The sequence below is a fragment of the Imperialibacter sp. genome, assembly GCF_040222815.1.
Lineage (GTDB): Bacteria > Bacteroidota > Bacteroidia > Cytophagales > Cyclobacteriaceae > Imperialibacter.
The window spans coordinates 98,806-117,200 of sequence record NZ_JAVKCH010000018.1; the positions used below are offsets into that span (position 1 = coordinate 98,806).

The 18,395-nt window shown below is 45.6% G+C and carries 12 protein-coding genes; 4 read left to right on the forward strand and 8 right to left on the reverse strand.

The features are described 5' to 3' along the window. Positions 1-43: 43 nt before the first annotated feature. The 6 genes from RIF36_RS07450 to RIF36_RS07475 form a co-directional block, all read right to left on the reverse strand. Positions 44-2,011 (reverse strand): DUF3857 domain-containing protein, encoded by a 1,968-nt coding sequence (locus RIF36_RS07450; protein WP_350129873.1) that lies wholly within the window; start codon positions 2,009-2,011, stop codon positions 44-46. Between the two features lies 1 nt (position 2,012). Next, positions 2,013-3,971 carry a DUF3858 domain-containing protein gene (locus RIF36_RS07455; RefSeq protein ID WP_350129876.1) on the reverse strand — a complete coding sequence of 653 codons (1,959 nt, stop codon included), beginning with the start codon at positions 3,969-3,971 and terminating at the stop codon, positions 2,013-2,015. Then, entirely contained in the window at positions 3,952-7,221 is a 3,270-nt protein-coding gene (locus RIF36_RS07460; RefSeq protein WP_350129878.1) for a hypothetical protein, read from the reverse strand. Before RIF36_RS07460 ends, RIF36_RS07455 begins: the two co-directional genes overlap by 20 nt. 540 nt (positions 7,222-7,761) lie before the next feature. Next, positions 7,762-8,682, reverse strand: coding sequence for a DUF6624 domain-containing protein (locus RIF36_RS07465; protein ID WP_350129881.1), 921 nt, complete (start codon positions 8,680-8,682; stop codon positions 7,762-7,764). A 452-nt stretch (positions 8,683-9,134) separates the two neighbouring features. After that, positions 9,135-9,278, reverse strand: a complete 144-nt coding sequence (locus tag RIF36_RS07470; protein ID WP_350129883.1) for a hypothetical protein — start codon at positions 9,276-9,278, stop codon at positions 9,135-9,137. A gap of 28 nt (positions 9,279-9,306) precedes the next feature. Continuing rightward, positions 9,307-9,885, reverse strand: a complete 579-nt coding sequence (locus RIF36_RS07475) for a hypothetical protein (RefSeq protein ID WP_350129886.1) — start codon at positions 9,883-9,885, stop codon at positions 9,307-9,309. An 860-nt stretch (positions 9,886-10,745) separates the two neighbouring features. On the opposite strand from RIF36_RS07475, the gene argS reads away from it, so the two are divergent. Next, a complete protein-coding gene (gene argS, locus RIF36_RS07480) occupies positions 10,746-12,533 on the forward strand; it encodes an arginine--tRNA ligase (protein WP_350129890.1) in 1,788 nt (595 codons plus the stop codon). Positions 12,534-12,626: 93 nt separating this feature from the next. Further along, entirely contained in the window at positions 12,627-13,133 is a 507-nt protein-coding gene (locus RIF36_RS07485) for a glutathione peroxidase (RefSeq protein ID WP_350129893.1), read from the forward strand. Positions 13,134-13,370: 237 nt separating this feature from the next. On the opposite strand, the gene RIF36_RS07490 is transcribed toward RIF36_RS07485, so the two are convergent. Then, entirely contained in the window at positions 13,371-14,318 is a 948-nt protein-coding gene (locus tag RIF36_RS07490) for a DUF2268 domain-containing putative Zn-dependent protease (RefSeq protein ID WP_350129896.1), read from the reverse strand. Between the two features lie 221 nt (positions 14,319-14,539). Between RIF36_RS07490 and RIF36_RS07495 the strand changes: the two genes are divergently transcribed. Then, the gene (locus RIF36_RS07495) at positions 14,540-15,907 is read left to right on the forward strand and encodes a Gfo/Idh/MocA family protein (protein WP_350076406.1); all 1,368 of its coding nucleotides are present in this window, start codon (positions 14,540-14,542) and stop codon (positions 15,905-15,907) included. Positions 15,908-15,989: 82 nt separating this feature from the next. On the opposite strand, the gene RIF36_RS07500 is transcribed toward RIF36_RS07495, so the two are convergent. After that, positions 15,990-17,366, reverse strand: a complete 1,377-nt coding sequence (locus RIF36_RS07500; RefSeq protein ID WP_350076408.1) for a glycosyl hydrolase — start codon at positions 17,364-17,366, stop codon at positions 15,990-15,992. 124 nt (positions 17,367-17,490) lie between these two features. Here RIF36_RS07500 and RIF36_RS07505 point away from each other — a divergent pair, with 124 nt between their 5' ends. Beyond that, entirely contained in the window at positions 17,491-18,387 is an 897-nt protein-coding gene (locus tag RIF36_RS07505) for a 1,4-dihydroxy-2-naphthoate polyprenyltransferase (protein ID WP_350076444.1), read from the forward strand. The last annotated feature ends 8 nt before the right edge of the window (positions 18,388-18,395 follow it).

The window sequence follows — 18,395 nt, forward strand, 5'->3', positions numbered from 1 at the left end:
AGTGCTTAGTGCTAAGTTCGTGGTCAAAAAGCTCAGTAAGAGGCTATTTCCTTTTCATTACCAGGGTCACTTTGTTCCAGTCGGCAGCCGCATTAACTACTTTTCTGAATTCCTCGAATCTTTCTTGCGGGAAATAGATTTCATTATAGAACTCGTCAATGGTGATGGATAATAAGGCATTCTGAAGTTGATGGGTGCTCTTAAAAGCATAGATGACTCTGGCGTCCTCTTCCACCTGAACATTCATGTCAATATCGTCGGCGTTTTCGATCAAAAAATCAGGTGGTAGATGGATTTGTATTTTGCGAAAATAGCTCCTGTTATTGGTGTTCTGTACTCTGGTAATCCGCTTTTCGTCCTGGTAAAGCTCGCTTTGCGGCCCGATGAGTTCACCGACTTTAAACAGCATGATGTCACCGGCGAGTTCCAGATAAGAGGGGGCCTTATAATTCGCAGTTATGACGAATGGATCATTCCAGTTTTGGTAGGTGAATGTTTTATTATCCAGACTTACATTTCCCACCTCCGCATCGATTGCCAAAAATTCAATCATTTCCTCCAGAAGGTCCTGCTTTTTCTCAGGCTCAAGAAACTCATAGATAGATTTGAGATAGGATGCTTGTACCCCGCCAAAACTTCTCTGTACGTCAATTATTGCTGCGCTGAGATCGTCGGGTATCTTGACGTCGATGGCCAGGTTATCAAACTCCGTAGTGTGATCGGGTTCAGGTATCCACCTGACTTCGGCAACCGGGTAGGTGAAGTCTCGTACCTTCATTGGGCGAATGTAGAGGCCGTTTGTGGCTGTTAGGTCTGATGGAATATTCCCCAGGCGAAGCTCGAAGGCATACGGAGCGAGGTAGGAGCTTAGATCAGGTAAATAAATAACGTAGTCGTTCAACGAACTCCAAGTGTCAAAATCTTTGTCGAAATACACCTCCGAACGAGACTGCGTGAGTACTATTTCATGGCTAACACCCAGCTCGGTAAGCAATGCTGCAAAGAGAATCGTGAGGCCTCTTTCATTACCAAATTTTTGTCTTAGTATCGTGCTTAAATCTTCTGCCTCCGAGCCGGCATTTTCATTGAGGTAAAAATTTGTTTTGACATAGTGCTCAGTCTTTGATATTTTTTCTTTTGCTGTTGCCAACTTATCCACTCCCACAACTTTCAGCAGTTTTTTTACATCTTTCATCTCCGCAGGATCAAAACTGTAGATCTGATTGTAGATTCTCGACGCAGCATCGTTCCAGGTAAAAAGTCGATTTTTACTTGATGCGGAATTGTAAGAAAGCTTGAAATCCAGCCTTTGCCGACTGCCATCAAACGATGAGAAAGCTTCCTCCGGGAGATCTTCAATATAATCAGCGTGTAGCGTATAACGATTGAATGACTTTGATGTATCGCTTTGTGTTACCTGGGGTAGTCCATTGTAGCTCCTAAATTCAAATTCAAGATTTTCAGGACACGTCAATGTGAAGGAAAAGTCCTTCATAGGGTATTTGAGCTGCGCAAATTCACGTCCGAAATAGCGGGCAGTTATCTTTTTTGTGTAGAAGTATTCTACTTCGCCGCCAATTTCAGCCCCCTCGATGGCAAAAATCTGATATCCACCCTCTTCTTCATCCTTTACTTCACGAATATTACTTTCATCTAACAAAACAACCTTGCCTGAAGGAGTAATGGTTCGTGCCTTTACGTCGATAAGTTCAATCATGTTTTCAGTAGGGATGTAGATTCTGTTTACCCTCTGAAGTGCTTCATCGTTATTTACCCGAATGATCTGATGGTCGGTAAAGTAACATACGGGCTCCTTTTCAGTTTCTTCGTACAGGTACTGGTAATGGATGGTTTTTTTCAGGTAGAGCAAAGGTAAATCTGCCTCTGCCTTATCTAAGCTGGTGAGCACTCGGTCGGGCGTCCATGTGTATTCCTCAAACTGTTGCCCCATCGAGCTGTTTGAAAGAAAAACGAAACAAATAAATATGCTTACGGGATAAATATTTTTCATCTTACTCTGTTTCTTTTTTACTGAGAATGACTACCTGCCGCATACTTTCGGAGTAGTGTTTTATTGCTTCGTTCCAAACGGAAAATTGCTGTGGATGCAACTGTAGGTATTTAATCTGATAATCTCTCTTCTGCACAATTCTGTTTGCCTCCTGGGTATAGGTTATTTTATAACTAAAAATGTCAGTGTCTATGCCTGAGTCCTGAGGAACAAAGCTTATGGCGTAGCCTTCAGGAATATTAAAAATAGCTTCGCTGGAATTCACGTACTGATATTCGTTTTCCAAAGAATGAACCCGGTCCGGTTTGATGGTGCCGCCCGCCATACCCTTATCCATGTTCATGTTGAAAAAAATCTGATTCCCTGTTGTTCGGTAATAGTCCTCCACTCGAAATTGGTAGTCGAGTGCGATGGGCTCGTCTCGGTTGTCGAGGTGAGCTATTTGATAACTATCTACAAAGAATTTATTGCTTCCTCTGCTTAAAAGGCGGTTCACATAATTATCAACGCTGGTTTTGTTGGACTTTATCATTTTGTATGCGTTGAATACTCTTGCATGGCCTGTGAGTTGTAATTTTCCTTCTCCCTTCACCATCCCTTTTTCAATTGAATAGGTATAGGAATCGCTCATTATGCTTTCGCTGGGGGTTTGCACCGGTACTGTGACTAATTCGTAGTGATCTTCTTCCACAGCCACCAGCGCTTCCTTCCCCTGAATCATAGAAGTGGGGTAACCGAACGGAATGTACTGCCCGGTGGCATCCAGAAAAATCCATTCTTTTCCGTGCTGGTAGGCAGCGATCATGTGGTTATCAACCATCGGGCTTGGGAGTTGGGAGTATTTGTAGGGAAGATCACGTGACCCAATCCATACAAACCTGGCATCAATGCCAAGTTGGTGCAGCATGCTTATGATTATACTTGACATGTCCTTGCAGTCACCATATCGGTTGTTGAGTACATAGCTGCCGGGGTGGGGAATCAGCCCCCTCATACCTTGTTCAAATGCGATATACTTGATGTTGTCCTGCACCCAGTAAAAAACCTTCCGCACCTTCTCTAGCTCGGTATCTTCAGGGTTGACTATTGAATCAAGAATACCCTTTATCGACGGGTCGTCTTTTTTCAGGTCGTGAATGAACCCCCGGTACCAGCTGTAAAGATCCTGCAACGAAGACAATACATTGACTTTGTCATTTTCAGAGGACGTAAAGCTTCTTATTACAGGAATTAAATGAGGCTCATCGTAGCTTAGACTAGGACTATTGGCTTCAAATTTGATTTTCGGAATATTCTTGCCGCTGAAGCGAAAAATTCTCTTTCCACCAATACTTTTTTCTTCTCTCGAATAAATGTCCTCAAATCGGTGGAAGGTATAAAAGTTAATGTCTATTCCATCATCTACCGTTACCACGAACTCCGACTCGATGACAGGAATAAATGTAGCTGGTCGGTATTGTCCCAAAAAATGCGGATCGGTAACCGTCTCGGTATATGACAGTTGAGTTCTTGCCCCAGGCTGGATTGCGGGAAAGAGAAAGTTGATATATTTGACGTCGTCGTAAAATATATTAGAATCTTTGTCAAACGATTCTTTAAATTCCTTGACTTGCTCAACTTCATATTTCTTTTTAGCGGGAACGAGAGTTTTTGCATCCAATTGGCTAACCCTTATAAATGAGCTGCTGTAGATTTTTCCCTGCGCATAGGGTTTCGAATTTTCGCCCAAATGAAGCATCTCCTCATAATGACTCGTGGTAATCATCAGCGAGTCATTTGCCATTGAGATATTCATATGCTGCTTAAGAACAAGGTAGATTGCCTGCTCATCGGGATACAAGCTTTTGTACCTGGCAAAGGTCGCTTCCCGATCGCCAGTTTGCCCGTACAGGTTGCTTAACGCACCCGGGAAGATTACAAGCAAGAGACCTATAAAAAGCTTATTGGTATAATTCATCATTCCAGTAGTAATTTCTTTTTTTCACCTTGCCGTCAGCAGAAAACACAATCTCTTCACCATTTTGTTTACCCATATGCCAGTTTACGACCTTGCGTAACTTACCATTTGGAAAGAAAAACTTCTGAACACCTTCCAATTCATCGTACTTGTAATGAGACTCACTACTAAGTTGACCGTTTGCAAGGAAATGTCTGTATGGTCCCGACAACTCTCCATGCGAGTAATGCCCTTCTTCCTGAACGGTTCCGTTAGTTTCATAATATTTCAGCGACCCGTGGATCAGTCCGTCTTTATACTCCTGCAAACAACTTAGTTCCTTGTTGGGGAAATAGGCCTTGAGTGTAAAATCTCCAGACGGATCGAATGGGAATATTTGACTAATATTTCCATCGGGCAGGAGGTGTCTATAACCCACCACATGGTCATTGTCGTAAACTTTTTCTACCTGTAGTGTACCGTTCATGCTGTAGTAATGGCAGCTTCCCTCTCTCACCCCATTTTTGTAGGAACATTCCGACTCCACCTTGCCGTTTTCGTAATAATGAATGCTTTTTCCGTTCCTTAAACCATTTAGAAATTCAGTTGTGGAGGACACTGAGCCTTTGTCGTCGTACCATGTCCATAATCCGGACTGTTTGTTGTTAAGGTAGTTGCCGGTAACCTTCAGCTTCCCCTCCGATCCAAAAAATTCGTAGGTGCCGTTGTATTCTGCATTTTTGATAGGGATTTTTGTTGTCACACGCCCATCAGAGGCGTATACAAACACATCGGTTGTGTATTCACCGCAGACGCTTTCGGATTTTTGCCGAATTTTTCCACTAATATATTGAAGCTCATAGGTGCCGGAGCCATTCTTCAAATGGGTATTATAGAAGGGTGATCCAAGCGTGTCATAGAGTACAATTTTTTCCAATATGCCCTGATCATAAGTGTATTCACTGAAAGACCTCCCTTTGAAGTCATATTCACGTACCGGACCATGAAGTTCACCTTTCAGGTAATACGATTCACGTTCCAACGTGCCATCCGGGTAGTAGTAATGCCATGTCTGAACGGGCATATCATCCTGCTGCCAGCCTTCTGATTTTACCTTTCCGTTAATATAGTATTCCCGATAGTAGCCGTTAGCCGTTTTGTCAGAATAAGTGTTGTGCTCCCTTACCTGCCCATTTTCATAAAAGCTTTTAAATTCTCCGTCCCAGCTGTTGTCGACGGCCTTGCCTTGCTGGCTTAATTTACCGTTATAATGACGATAGATGAGAGGGCCATTCAGCTTTCCACTTGTCAGCGTTCCCTCTGCCAACACATGTCTAAGTGCATTGTAGCTTTTGTAAGGCAGGTTTCCTGAAACGTCGGCTTCATGTGCAATAACAACCCCTTCTGAATCGTAGTAGGTGTATTCTACTACCCGATCCTTTGAGTAAACTACTTCGCCATAAAGGCGCCCTTTTTTGTCAAAAAATTTATAGTTACCGTGACTATTGCCTTCTTGATCGTACTGTTCAATTTCGGTAAGCAAACCGTCCTGATTGTAGAATTTCCATTCACCAGTCCTGTTTCCGTCCAGAAAAGCCCCTTCGTATCTTAGCTCTCCATTGTCATGAAATCCTTTCCAGTCTCCGGTTTCATTGCCTTCGAAGAAAGCCCCGTGCTCATCCTTTGAACCATTCTGGTGAAAGCTGCTAAAAGGGCCGTGGCGTAGATTATTTGCGTAGGTATAGGACGTTTTTAGATTTCCCGATTTGTAGTAGTAGTCGTATGTTCCTTCCAACGACCCATCCTGACTTTGCATGGCGGAATACTTTTGCCCACTACTGTAGTAAACCACTCCCTGACCGGTATTGGCTCCATTTTCATAAGGCTGGATTTCCGATACCTGACCACACGCCATATAGTACGTGAGCTCTCCATTCAGTTTGCCGTCTGAAAAGGGAGCCTCAGTGGAAAGTCTCCCCTCGTTATCATAGTATACCACATTTTCAATCACCCGCCCATTCTCATCGTATACTTCCTTTCTTAGCAATTCGCCGTTTTTGTGATAGAAAAACCAATCTCCAATTTTCTTTCCATCTTCGCTGTATTTTCCAATACTACTTTTCTCCCAGTTGTCATAATAGATTACCCAGGGGCCAACACGAGTGTCATCATCCACTTGTTCTCCAAAGGCGTTCACTCTTCCATTGCCATAGTACCAAACAGGGAACATCTTTGTCTCGCCGAGAAGTGTGATTTTTTTACTGAATTTGGCGCTGCCCAACTCCTTATTTGCTAAGTCGACATAGGCATCGTTTTCTTTCTGGTGACTTTTTAACCACATGCTCACTTTTTCATTCTTTGTGGATGAAAGTAGCTTGTAGATGAAAAATGTAGAAAGACCCTGTTTATGTAACTTGAGATAGAATGGAACGTAAAATCGCATCCAGAAATCCTCACTTTCAGAATTGTAAATTAAGTTTTCGAGAAGCATCGTGCTGTATTTAACGAGGGAGGCATTGAAATCCACCGAAGTTTTGAACCTCTCGTCTAATGGTGCTTTTGACCTGAGCAACAGCTCGATATAGTAAAAATCATTATTAATTTCATGTGCAGCGAGCGTGCCTTCCAGGCGGTTTGCGCCGTTAACGAGGTTTTCCAGCATTACCAGTGCACTGTTGTCATCCGGATTAATCGCCAAATAGGTCATTAAGCTCAGCATAGCTTTCGTTCGCAGCCCTTTGAGAATCATTATGCGGGCGAGCATAATATGGGCATTGGAATAGAATGGGCTAACGCTCAGGCACTCCTTTAAATGGTCTTCGGCCAGCGCATATTGACCTAATCTAAAGTAGGCAACACCAATATTGTTGTGCATCATATGGTGTGTGGGGTACCTGCTCAGGCCTTTTTTATAGATATCGACTCCTTTTTCGGCATCCCCTGCATTGAGCCAGGCATTCCCCCATTCTAAAAAATTGGTGGCATTGTACTCGTTGTTTGTCGCCGTAAGACGTGCGCCCAATGCTTTGGCAGGATTAATGTCATTTGCCGCTCCGTAAGTAACAAGCAGTTCGGCTTGGGCAAGAAAATAGCTTGTGTCGTTTTCGGGTATATGCTTTAATAATTCGACGGCGCCAACATAGTCTTCATTGCTACGGAACTCTCTGACCTTTTCAAAAATTTCCAGTGGCTTTATTAGGGGAAGTGTGTCGTTTTGGGCCTGCCCGAAAATCGGCATCAGCAGCAGGAAAACTATTGGCTGGTGTCTAAGCATTGGTCGTTATTTTTCTGTTTGGAAAGTAACTTTTTTTATTGAAAAATGATTTTTATCCCTTGTTTTTATTGCGCAACTCAAGGCCATAGCTGAGTGCTAATGGGAAATAATGATCTGAAACAATCGGTCACACAGGGTTACTAACGCTAAAGTTATTTCCGATTTAACCAAAGCTAGCATGATATGCAAATTGTAGTTGCCGTGCGTGTGGGCACAGGAAAAGACATTCTATGGTGTATTGAAAGCAGGGGAAGGGAGTTGAGTTTTACCTTCTTTCAGTCAATTTGTGTGGTTACTATTTGCGTGGTTTGTCTCTTGGGATTGGCGTCAGGATATTTTACCTTACTGAGGTTATTTGCCAGCCAAATCCATTGAGTTTCCCACAAGAAGCTAGTGCTTTTACCCGCTCCATTGTATCAATCTCCTGCTACCGCACCTTTCTATTGTATCTTAGAAACGACCTTTCAGAAGGCTCATGCCCGAGCGATCACAGATGAATTTAGAGGAGCAGTTCCTGGAAGGCATTTTACAGGCTGACGGTCATTTCTCTTTTTGCTCCACCGTCCATTCTATGCCCCAGCGTTTCACATATTCCTGAATAGGGCCGAGGCCTACTTCCTTTCTCCTCTGGTTCACGTACTCGGGGTCTTTGATTTCATACACTATTTGCTGCCCGCTCTCCTTGTCACTGGTTATTTGGGAGCCATATGTCTGTGGTTGGCCGTTGTGCATCTGGATCCTGTCCTCCAACAGCGCCAGGTGGCTGCCACTCGATTCTCCTTTTAGCACCGATGCTTTCAGCAAAGGCAGGTATCTCTCCTGGGTTTCGAGTGGGGCATGCTGGGTCACAAGCCACAGGGTGATATTGGCTTGTCCTCCCACCAGCGGTATGCCCACCCAGCCCCTTTCTTCGATAATTTTTACTACTTCCGCTTCGTTTAAGCTGTCTTGCTCGGCAACCAATTGCCAGAAGTACTTCATTTCCTCGGAGCCCTTCCCGAATTTCTCTTCTGCATCCATGTACAGCTGTCGCAGTGTCTGATCCCTGACGTATATTTTCTCCAGCTGCTCCTTCAGGGGTTTGTCAAAATCCTTTTCGTAATCATCGAGATTGGCTTGCATCTTCGCTAAAGTCGCTTCCCAGTTTTGATGGGTATGCAGGGAGGTCAGGTCTTTGTCTCGCTGCGCATGTTTCACGTTTTTCCAGCCTTTGTCCGCCGCCAGGTCCAGGTATTTTGTCGACTGAGTTGCATTTTCAGCCAGCGCCCAGGCACATGCCGCATTGTAGTATTGACTGGCCGTGCCCTCGTTTAACGCAAATGCCTGGTCGTATGCCGCTCCTGATTCAGCGTATTGCTTTTCATCGTAGTGTTTGGCCCCATTGCCAATCAACTCGTCGAACGTTTGAGCCTGGAGAGGTAATACAATGGTGCAAATGGCAAGTGTTAAAAGCAGTCTCATAGCTGGAGGTCTTGTATTGATGAAAAGGCTAAGATACGGCTATCAACTATAATTTTAGTTAATATTTCTTGTTTTTGTAACTAACTCGTTCTGGCGAGTGTCTTCACACGCCTGCATCCGTGTGTAATGAACCCATCTAACAAGCCCGTTCCTGTCGACAGTTCTCAAGAAATAGAATGAAGTCATTTGGATTCATTTGATTTTTAACAGCCATGTCAAAAGTCTCTGTCACAGCTTCCTTTTTTAAAAGTGGTTGCCGCTACGCCTGCCTAAAATGAGTGTGGGAGTTTTATGCAGCTCCGCTTCCAGTACATCTTAGCCACGCCAATGATAAAATTATAATTTGTGGCGGACAATCCAAGCCAGCTAACGCTTGAGAACCGATGAAGCCCACATTCATTTTTACCGCTGTGTTGTGAGCTTTTCTATTCGTAGGTCAGTGAGGTAGTGAGCTACTGTCCCAATACCAAAAAGGATGGAGCCGACAGTCGCCCATATCTCAGGTATTCGATAGCTTTTTCATCACCCACTATCCGAGCGATGAAAAGCAAAAGTCCGACCCAAATCAATGTCTTGTAGATAGTTTTTACGTTCATGTATCGTTGGCTATCTTATGCGCAGTTTTCAGTCCACAAAACTTGTATGAATCCAATAGAATCTACTCCTGTCAGGTAATAAAAAGTCGTAGGTCGTGGAACCTTGCTTTGTACCAACCCATTTTCCCTTAAGTCCTTTGTTAATAAATTGATTTGCTACAGAACTATAAACCATGAACTTTCCCTCATAAATTAAGTCCGCACCAATAAACTCCATTAAATGGTTTATCACGCTTGAATATTCACTTGTCAGCCGTTTTGCTTTTAGGCTGTCAGATTCGCTTGAAGTCCAAGCTTCAAACAATAAGTCAATAATTTCAATCCTTTTCTTTTCTCCATTTACTAATGTCAGTAGCTCAGTTACAACTTTTTTGTTGGTAGAGTCACGTGAAATTGCTTCTTGAATATAAGTCCTTATGTCCGATTGCCTAAAATAGATTTCTCCGTTTCTTTTTATGTAGACTAATGTTGGTACAGAGTCAGCCTGGAATGTTGTTGGTTTAAGCTTAACAGATTTCATTTTATAGAATTCATACTTATCCCCAATGGCATGTTGTCCAAACAGACTAGTTGAAATTGTCATTAAGATTAAAGGCAGAAGTCTCATTGATGAAATTTGCTCACAACGCCTCGGTAAAATGAGTGTGGGAGTTTTATGCAGCTCCGCTTCCACTACATCTTAGCCACGCCGATGATAAAATTATAATTTGTGGCGGACAATCCAAGCCAACTGACCAACGATAACCGCTGAAGCCCACATTCATTTTTACCGGTGTGTTATGAGTCTTTATCCGAGTTGTTGGATGAATCCTTAGAAGTTAGGGCGTTGTACAACAAAGTCAGGACAAAGAGACCAAGGGCAGAAACAACAGAAGAAATTACTAGTCCAAGAATCAGTCCGTCGTGCTTCCTCAAGTCGTCACTAGTCACAAGCCCAAGCGAGAAAAAAAGTATCAAGGTTAGTGAAATTCTTAGCAGTTGGATGATTTTTTCTGTTCGAGTTGTAGCATTCAAGGTTGTTCGTCTCCAAATCATGTATAGGAGAGTCAGGACTGAAGCTAAAAGCAACAGTTCTAGAGAAGTTTCAATAAAGCTGTTACTGTCAAATCTTCCACCGTTCAGCAGCCCCCCTGAGATTAAGATGGTTATGACGAGTCCCCAGAAAAGTTTGTTGGTCGTGAGTTTAGGTTCACCCAAAGCAGTTCGTTCCGTTGATTGTTGAAATGTGCGTTACCGCAATGACTCATAACAATTCGGGATGGCTATTGGCCATATTCCCATTGTATCATCCAGTGAATCTAACTGATTTTTGACGGTGGTAAAAATAGTAAATGAGGCAAATTGTATTTTCCTCGGCGGTCACCCGGCTTTTACCCAACTTCCATTGTATCATTCTCCCACTACCTGTACCTTTGCACTGCATTTTAGAAACGGCCTTTCAGAAGGCCCATGTCCGAGCGATCACAGATGAATTTAGAGGAGCAGTTGAAGGAAGGCATTTCACAGGCCTTCAAAGAAGTATTTAACCACGAGCTAGCGGCAGCCGACGTTGCTTTTCAACCTACAAGAAAGGAGTTTGAGGGCTCCCATACCTTTGTTACTTTTCCCTACCTGAAAGTAACAGGCAAGAACCCTGAAGAAACAGGCCAACTGCTGGGCGACTACCTGGTGGCTCATGTCGGCGTAGTGTCTGCTTACAATGTGGTAAAAGGCTTTCTCAATGTGACGATGACGGACACGCTTTGGGGCAAAACCCTTTCTGAAGTATACACCAACCCGTCTTTCGGTATCACGCCGCCTCACGGTGGCAAAGTGATGGTGGAGTTTTCTTCGCCCAATACCAACAAGCCACTTCACCTCGGCCACCTGCGCAACAACTTCCTGGGCGACGCCACTTCCCGCATACTCAATGCCCATGGCTACGAGGTGTTCAAAGTAAACCTGGTCAACGATAGGGGCATTCATATCTGCAAGTCGATGCTTGCCTATGAGAAATGGGGCAATGGCGAAACACCGCAGTCGGCCGGGCTGAAAGGTGACCACCTGATTGGTAAGTATTATGTAATCTTTGATAAGGAATACAAAAAAGAAATTGAAGCCTTGAAGTCACAAGGTATGGATGAAGAGGCAGCCAAGAAAAAAGCACCGCTGATCCTCGAAGCTCAAACAGTGCTGAAGAAGTGGGAGGAGAGCGATGGCGATACTGTTGCGCTTTGGAAGCTGATGAACGGCTGGGTGTACGAAGGCTTCGATGCCACCTACAAAGCAATGGGCGTGAGCTTCGACAAAATGTACCAGGAGTCGAACACTTACTTGCTGGGCAAAGACATCGTGGACGAAGGCCTGACCAAAGGTGTGTTCTACAAAAAGGAGGATGGTTCTGTTTGGGCTGATTTGACGGAAGAAGGCCTGGACCACAAACTGGTGCTCCGCTCCGATGGTACGTCGGTGTACATGACCCAGGATTTGGGCACCGCCGATATGAAGTATGCCGACTACCCGTTCAATAAGTCGATTTACGTGGTGGGCAACGAGCAGGACTACCACTTCAAGGTGCTGTTCAGTATTTTGAAAAGGCTGGGTCGCAGCTATGCTGATGGGCTTTATCACCTGTCGTATGGTATGGTCGATTTGCCGTCTGGCAAAATGAAAAGCCGGGAGGGCACCGTGGTTGATGCGGATGAGCTGATCCAGGAAATGCTGGATACAGCAGAGAAGCACACCACCGAGCTGGGAAAAATAGAAGGGTTCACTGAAGCAGAAGCGAAAGAGCTTTACAATACCCTGGCGCTTGGTGCCTTGAAATACTATTTGCTAAAGGTAGACCCGAAGAAAAGGATGCTCTTCAATCCACAGGAGTCTGTAGAGTTTCATGGCCATACGGGGCCATTTGTGCAGTATACCCACGCCCGTATCACAGCTATTTTAAGAAAGGCAGAGCAGCTTGGCATTGAGTTGAAGGGATTTGACCCATCAACACTTGATCTGGAAACATTAGAGGCTGAAGTGATCCGTGTGATAGCCGACTTCCCCGACAAGGTGAGAGTGTCGGCAGAAGAACTGAACCCTGCAGTAGTCGCAAATTATGTGTTTGACCTGGCCAAGGAGTACAACAGGTTCTATACCGAGCATTCCATCTTCAATGAAAACAACCAGGCAAAGGTGAAGCTGCGGGTGATGCTTTCTCTCGTGGTGGCTAGAACAATTAAGACCGGAATGGGGTTATTGGGAATAGACGTTCCTGAGCGGATGTAAAACGAATTAAAGAGGTTACTCTGTGCGCTTCCGCACAGAGTAACCTCTTTAATCGCTTCGACAGATAGTACCTCTTTAATAATGCGCAAGACCATGAAAAAACTACTCTACCTTCTCATTCTTCTTTCTTCCACAGCTATGGCACAAGAATCCTTCTACGACTTCAAAATGGTCTCTATTGACGGCGAAACCATCGACTTCTCAAAATACAAAGGACAAAAGATACTGATAGTCAATACAGCATCAGAATGCGGCTACACCCCACAGTACGAAGACCTGCAGGCACTGCATGAACAATTCGGCGGCAAGGTGACCGTTCTGGGCTTTCCGGCCAACAACTTTGGCGGCCAGGAGCCAGGCTCCAATCTGCAGATCGCTCAGTTCTGCAAAAAGAACTACGGCGTTAGCTTCCAGCTCTTCGAAAAGATTGACGTGGTTGGTAGGAACACGGCTCCTTTATATACCTGGCTGGAGAAGCAAACTGGCAAGGTGCCCACCTGGAATTTCTGCAAGTACCTGATCGATGAAAATGGCAAGGTCGTTCAGTTTTTCCCGTCTGCTGTCAACCCGATGGACGAGCAGGTGACTGGGTTGTTGTAGGTGTCGGCATGGCAGCGCTGGCAAAAGCGTTGGCGGCCGTCAGACACCGATTCGAAGTCTCAACACCACCTGCCGGTAATTGCGATCCGCCGGTTGGCGGAGAAGCAATCTGCCAGTTAGGGTAGCGCTTCGCAATAAACAGATTGGTTCTCTCGCTGATTTAAGCCAGTCACAATTGATAAGTAGAAAGATCGATCGCAATGACCGGCAGGAGATGTTTGTGCGATAGTTCGCCAATCAACGCAGGGCAGTAGCCAAATGCCCTTTCTCAAAATAACCGCTCTCCCTCACAAACCTGTCAAAATTCCGAATGGTCAGTATGTTCTTCACAGCTTTTTTCTTGTCTTCCGACTTGTCATAATACGCCTTCACAATCTGGTAGCCCATCCAATATCCCAGGTCATCAGGTCTGCCTTCTTTCGCTCCGCCATACATCCAGCCGTCCCAGCCCTCTTTCCATTTTCTGTGCATGAATTGCTGAAACTCTGCCTTCAGTTCGCCCTCATGAGCTTTTCCATATTGATAAATTTCTTTGTAAGGGCGAGTGCCAGTCACCAACTCGCAAATAAAATCAGCGCTACCTTCTTTGATCGATTGCTCCAAAAGAGTGAATGACTTCAGCTTGAAATAGTACCTCTGCTGGTAGTGGATCAACTCATGAACAACTACTTCCGGGATCATGTCGGAGTCCTCATACATCTCTACGCCAATCAGTAGCCCTTTGGCCGATATGGTACCGCCGGAATTGTTTCTTCCTATCAGAAAATACACATCAGGAAAAATGGTTTTTGGGTACAGTGCGCCTAATCTGCTGAAGTAGCTCCTGATTTCAGTTTCCTTTGAGGAAAGTGCCAGGCTGCCGGTTCTTATGTTCTCATATTGCTCCCTGTTCTCATAAATAGCTTTGGTAAGGTTGTTGGCATTCCCTATCCGCAACTTGATGAAGCTTTTTAGCCCGGCACTGCCTTTGCTCAAATATTCACTTTCGTAAGTCATCGCTTGGTTTTTCCCATTGTCTTTGTCGAAGGAACTCCAGAATTGATCGATGTCAGAGGTGACCATCTGAGCTGCTTCTGGTTTTTTGCTGGCGTGCATCTTTTTTGATAAACCACAGCCAATGCTGAGGGTACCCAGAAACAGGATGATGAAAGTGTTGATGTTTAGGTTGAAAAGTAGCTTTCTCATGTAAAAAATAACTGTTGCAATCAAAAGACATCTCTTTTTTCCAATAGTTTCTTTGCTCTTCAAAAACAGCCTCGTCTTTCCCTTCAGCCTTGCTAATGTCCGATAAGCGCTCCCGTACTTTTTTCTTACTTATTTTCTAACTATATAGATAAGGGATAACGGTTTCATTGATGCCGACATGCCACATTTCCTTTTTGCGTTTACAATAAACACCTACTTAAATGAATACTTTTAACATCAATCGCCGGCATTTTCTTAAAGGGGCCTCGGCAACCCTGGCATTGTCTACTTTTGGGTTCCGGGGCATCGATCTCATCAATCCACAACAGCCTTTTAGGGTAGCGCTAATCGGAACAGGCTGGTATGGAAAGAGCGACCTTTTTAGGTTGATACAGGTAGCCCCTGTGGAAGTGGTTGCCCTCTGCGATGTAGATAAAAACATGCTGAACGCTGCGGCTGACCTGGTCAGCAAGCGCCAGAAGTCAGGGAAGAAGCCGAAGCTGTACGGCGACTACCGCAAGCTGCTTTCGGAAAATGAGCTCGACATCGTGTTGATTGGCACGCCCGATCACTGGCATTCGCTGCAAATGATTGACGCTGTGAAAGCAGGCGCCCATGTGTATGTGCAGAAGCCAATCAGCGTAGATGTGCTGGAAGGCGAAGCCATGGTAGCCGCCGCCAGAAAATACAACAAGGTGGTGCAGGTGGGTACGCAACGCAAGAGCACTCCTCACTTGATTGACGCCAAGAAAAACATAGTTGATGCAGGGTTGCTTGGCACCATCCGTCACGTGGAAATGTGCTGCTATTTTGCCATGCGTAATAATTCTAATCCTCCGCTAGAGCCAGTGCCTGATTTTCTTGATTACGAAATGTGGACTGGCCCTGCGCCCCTTCGTCCTTATGATGGCATTCCTCATATCCGGTGGTGGAGAGCGTTTATGGAGTACGGCAACGGCGTAACTGGCGACATGTGCGTGCATATGCTCGACACTGTACGCTGGATGCTGAAGCTGGGCTGGCCAACAAAAATTAGTGCCAATGGAGGCATTTTTGTCCAGAAAGATGCCAAGTCCAATATCGCAGACACACAGGTAGCCAACTTCGAATATCCGGAGCTGAACTGCGTGTGGACGCACCGCACCTGGGGTACACCGGCTGACCCGCAATACCCATGGTCGTTCAAGCTTTACGGCGATAAAGGGACGCTTTCTGCCAGCACCATGCAGTATGATTTTGTGCCTGTGGGTGACGGAGAAAAGATTCACAAAGACGTGGTATACGAAAGAGAGAAGTATCCTGAAGATTTGACAGAAGAGCGCATTGAGTTGAATGCCGCACCTGCCACCAGATTGCATATGCTTGACTTCCTGAATGCAATTGATAAGAAAAGCAGACCCGTGGCCGACATTGAGGAAGGGCATATCTCTACGGCAAGCTGTATACTAGCCAATATATCGATGGAGTTGGGAAGGCCGTTGTCGTACGATCCCAAAACAATGACCGTACCGGGCGATGCTGAAGCCACTCAGAAGTTACAAAGGGCTTACAGCAGCCCATGGGTGCATCCTGATCCTAAGAAGGTTTAACATTGAAATGAAGAGGGGCGACGAGCCCCTTTTTCTTGCAACCCCTCCAAGAGGTTTTGAACCCTTGGAGGGTTTAGTGTGATTAATTCACCACCACCTTCCTGCTCACCGCTTTCCTTGAGTCGGTAGCACTTAGTAAATAGACACCAGTTGATAGCAGCCCTTCGGTGTGAACGGTCATTTCATTTCCTTCGGTAGTCAACTCGTGCACCAGCTTGCCTCTCAGGTCATATATTTTCACCAGAGACTGGTTCTCGAACCCCGACAGCCGGATAGTAAGCTCGCTGGTGACCGGCATGGGAAAGAGCTGGATTTCTTCATTAGGTTTGTTCTCGGCTACGGCAGTTACATCATAGAATCTGTACATGTCGGGCATTTCGTTCCCAAATATCGCTGCGGACGAACTTTGGAAGGCAATGAAGCTTGCTTTTGCAGCCTCGCTGCTATTGGCGTAGGGCACGTAAGGAAACGACCAGGCCGCATTGATCCAGGTAAGCACCCAGGCGATGTTTTGGGATCGGCCGGTTGGGTCTCCTGTGATGGCAGGCAATATTGTATCCAGCCAGTATCGGGCTGCATCATCTCCGTTGGAGACCCCTCCGTTGGTTCGGTTGCCAGTTTCTGTAAACACTGCTACTTTGCCGCTGGCAAATGAGTAGTCGACAATGGGCGCCAGAATGTTGCGCAAGCCCGAAACAGAAACCTCATAGGCATCTACGCCCACAATGTCCACATAGTCGTCGCCAGGGTAGTAATTGAAATCGACTGGATTGTTGGGCGACCAGGCAAAGAGCACGGTGTTCGTCCGTTCTTCTATGTATTGCTGCGTGAGCCGGTAAAGGGCCTTGTAAGTTTGCGGAGTAGTGGCTTTGCTGCCCCACCAAAACCAGCCGCCATTCATTTCGTGGAGGGGCCGGAAAACGATGGGGATGTTTTCACCATCGACCACCAGCTCGTTATTGATAATGTCAATTACTTTGTCGAGTTCTCCCAGGTACCAGTCTTTGTCGCCGTTCAGGTCATCCACAATATTGCTCACAAGGTCTTTCACATCATCCTTATATTCATAGCTGTTAGTGCCCCTGGCACTGAGGTGCCAATCGTAAGTGATGACATAGCCTTGCTGGTAAGCCCATTTCACAGCCTCTGTGTGGTAGCGTCTTTCTCCTTCCGATTTCTCCAAATAGTAGTGAAAATCGGACCCTAATACAGCAGGGTGTGTCCCTGTCACGTCTTTACTGTCCGATGATTCCTTGTCTCCGTGGGCTGAACCAGAAGCGTAACTGAAGCTGTTGAAAAACTCCTGACCGAAAAGAAACTGGTTGCTGGCTTGTACCCTTCTTAGGTTGTCGTAGAGATAGAAGGTTTTGTCAGAAGCATCCGGATCGACCTGACACAATGCCCGGGAACAATAAATGGATAAGCCGAGACAAAGAAGGGCTAATGGAATCAGTTTCATAAACCAAAGTGTTAGGAGGTAAGTTACATATTGTTATGTGGAATCTAAAAACGGGAAATGACAGGATGACTCGACTTTGCCTGGCAAGTCGAACAATTTCCCAATTCCTCCTTACCTTTGTCGCATGCAAATCAAACCGTGGATTTCGGCCTTCAGGCTCCGCACTCTTCCTTTGGCGCTTTCGGTCATCGCTATGGGCTCGTTTCTGGCTGCTGCCCACGGCCAGTTTCGCTGGTCGGTATGGTGGCTGGCGGCCCTTACCACTTTGCTGCTCCAAATTCTTTCTAACCTGGCCAATGACTACGGTGACTCCATTCATGGAGCCGACAAAGGTGACCGCAAGGGGCCAAGCAGGGCGGTACAGTCGGGGCAAATAACTTCTGCTGCCATGAAAAAGGCGATGGTGGTTACAGCGCTTTTTTCATTTGCCAGCGGCTTGGCATTGCTGTGGGTAGCCCTCGGGGCTGAGTTGAAACTGCTGCTTATTTTTCTGGGACTTGGCATATTGTGTATCCTGGCAGCCATAGGCTACACCAACGGAAAGCGACCGTATGGCTATGCCGGCCTGGGCGATATTTCTGTACTTATTTTCTTTGGCTTGGTGGGAGTGGGCGGCTCTTATTTTTTGCACACCCAAACCATTGACTGGCCTGTACTGCTTCCGGCTTTGTCTGTTGGGTTTTTCTCTGTGGGCGTGCTCAATGTGAACAATATTCGAGACATAGAAAGTGACAAGGCGGCCGGAAAATATTCCATCCCCGTGCGTATTGGTAGGTCAAAGGCTGTTATTTACCATTGGATACTGCTAACGGCGGGCCTTTTTTGCGGCGCTATCTATGTTTTGCAAAATGCCGGGGGCTATAGCAGTTGGCTGTTTCTCGTCAGCTTGCCACTCTTCTGGAAAGTGGGGAGGGGTGTGCAAACCATAGAAGATCCAATGCAGCTCGACCCATTTTTAAAAATGATGGCTTTGAGCACAATGCTTTTTGTCATCACCTTCGGAATAGGCATTCTGATTTAAATCAGTTA

Excerpts from the sequence above, each read along its gene's own strand:
- RIF36_RS07450 (WP_350129873.1), bottom strand. The coding sequence starts at position 2,011 with ATGAAAAATATTTATCCCGTAAGCATATTTATTTGTTTCGTTTTTCTT.
- RIF36_RS07455 (WP_350129876.1), bottom strand. The coding sequence starts at position 3,971 with ATGATGAATTATACCAATAAGCTTTTTATAGGTCTCTTGCTTGTAATC.
- RIF36_RS07460 (WP_350129878.1), bottom strand. The coding sequence starts at position 7,221 with ATGCTTAGACACCAGCCAATAGTTTTCCTGCTGCTGATGCCGATTTTC.
- RIF36_RS07465 (WP_350129881.1), bottom strand. The coding sequence starts at position 8,682 with ATGAGACTGCTTTTAACACTTGCCATTTGCACCATTGTATTACCTCTC.
- RIF36_RS07470 (WP_350129883.1), bottom strand. The coding sequence starts at position 9,278 with ATGAACGTAAAAACTATCTACAAGACATTGATTTGGGTCGGACTTTTG.
- RIF36_RS07475 (WP_350129886.1), bottom strand. The coding sequence starts at position 9,885 with ATGAGACTTCTGCCTTTAATCTTAATGACAATTTCAACTAGTCTGTTT.
- argS (WP_350129890.1), top strand. The coding sequence starts at position 10,746 with ATGAATTTAGAGGAGCAGTTGAAGGAAGGCATTTCACAGGCCTTCAAA.
- RIF36_RS07485 (WP_350129893.1), top strand. The coding sequence starts at position 12,627 with ATGAAAAAACTACTCTACCTTCTCATTCTTCTTTCTTCCACAGCTATG.
- RIF36_RS07490 (WP_350129896.1), bottom strand. The coding sequence starts at position 14,318 with ATGAGAAAGCTACTTTTCAACCTAAACATCAACACTTTCATCATCCTG.
- RIF36_RS07495 (WP_350076406.1), top strand. The coding sequence starts at position 14,540 with ATGAATACTTTTAACATCAATCGCCGGCATTTTCTTAAAGGGGCCTCG.
- RIF36_RS07500 (WP_350076408.1), bottom strand. The coding sequence starts at position 17,366 with ATGAAACTGATTCCATTAGCCCTTCTTTGTCTCGGCTTATCCATTTAT.
- RIF36_RS07505 (WP_350076444.1), top strand. The coding sequence starts at position 17,491 with ATGCAAATCAAACCGTGGATTTCGGCCTTCAGGCTCCGCACTCTTCCT.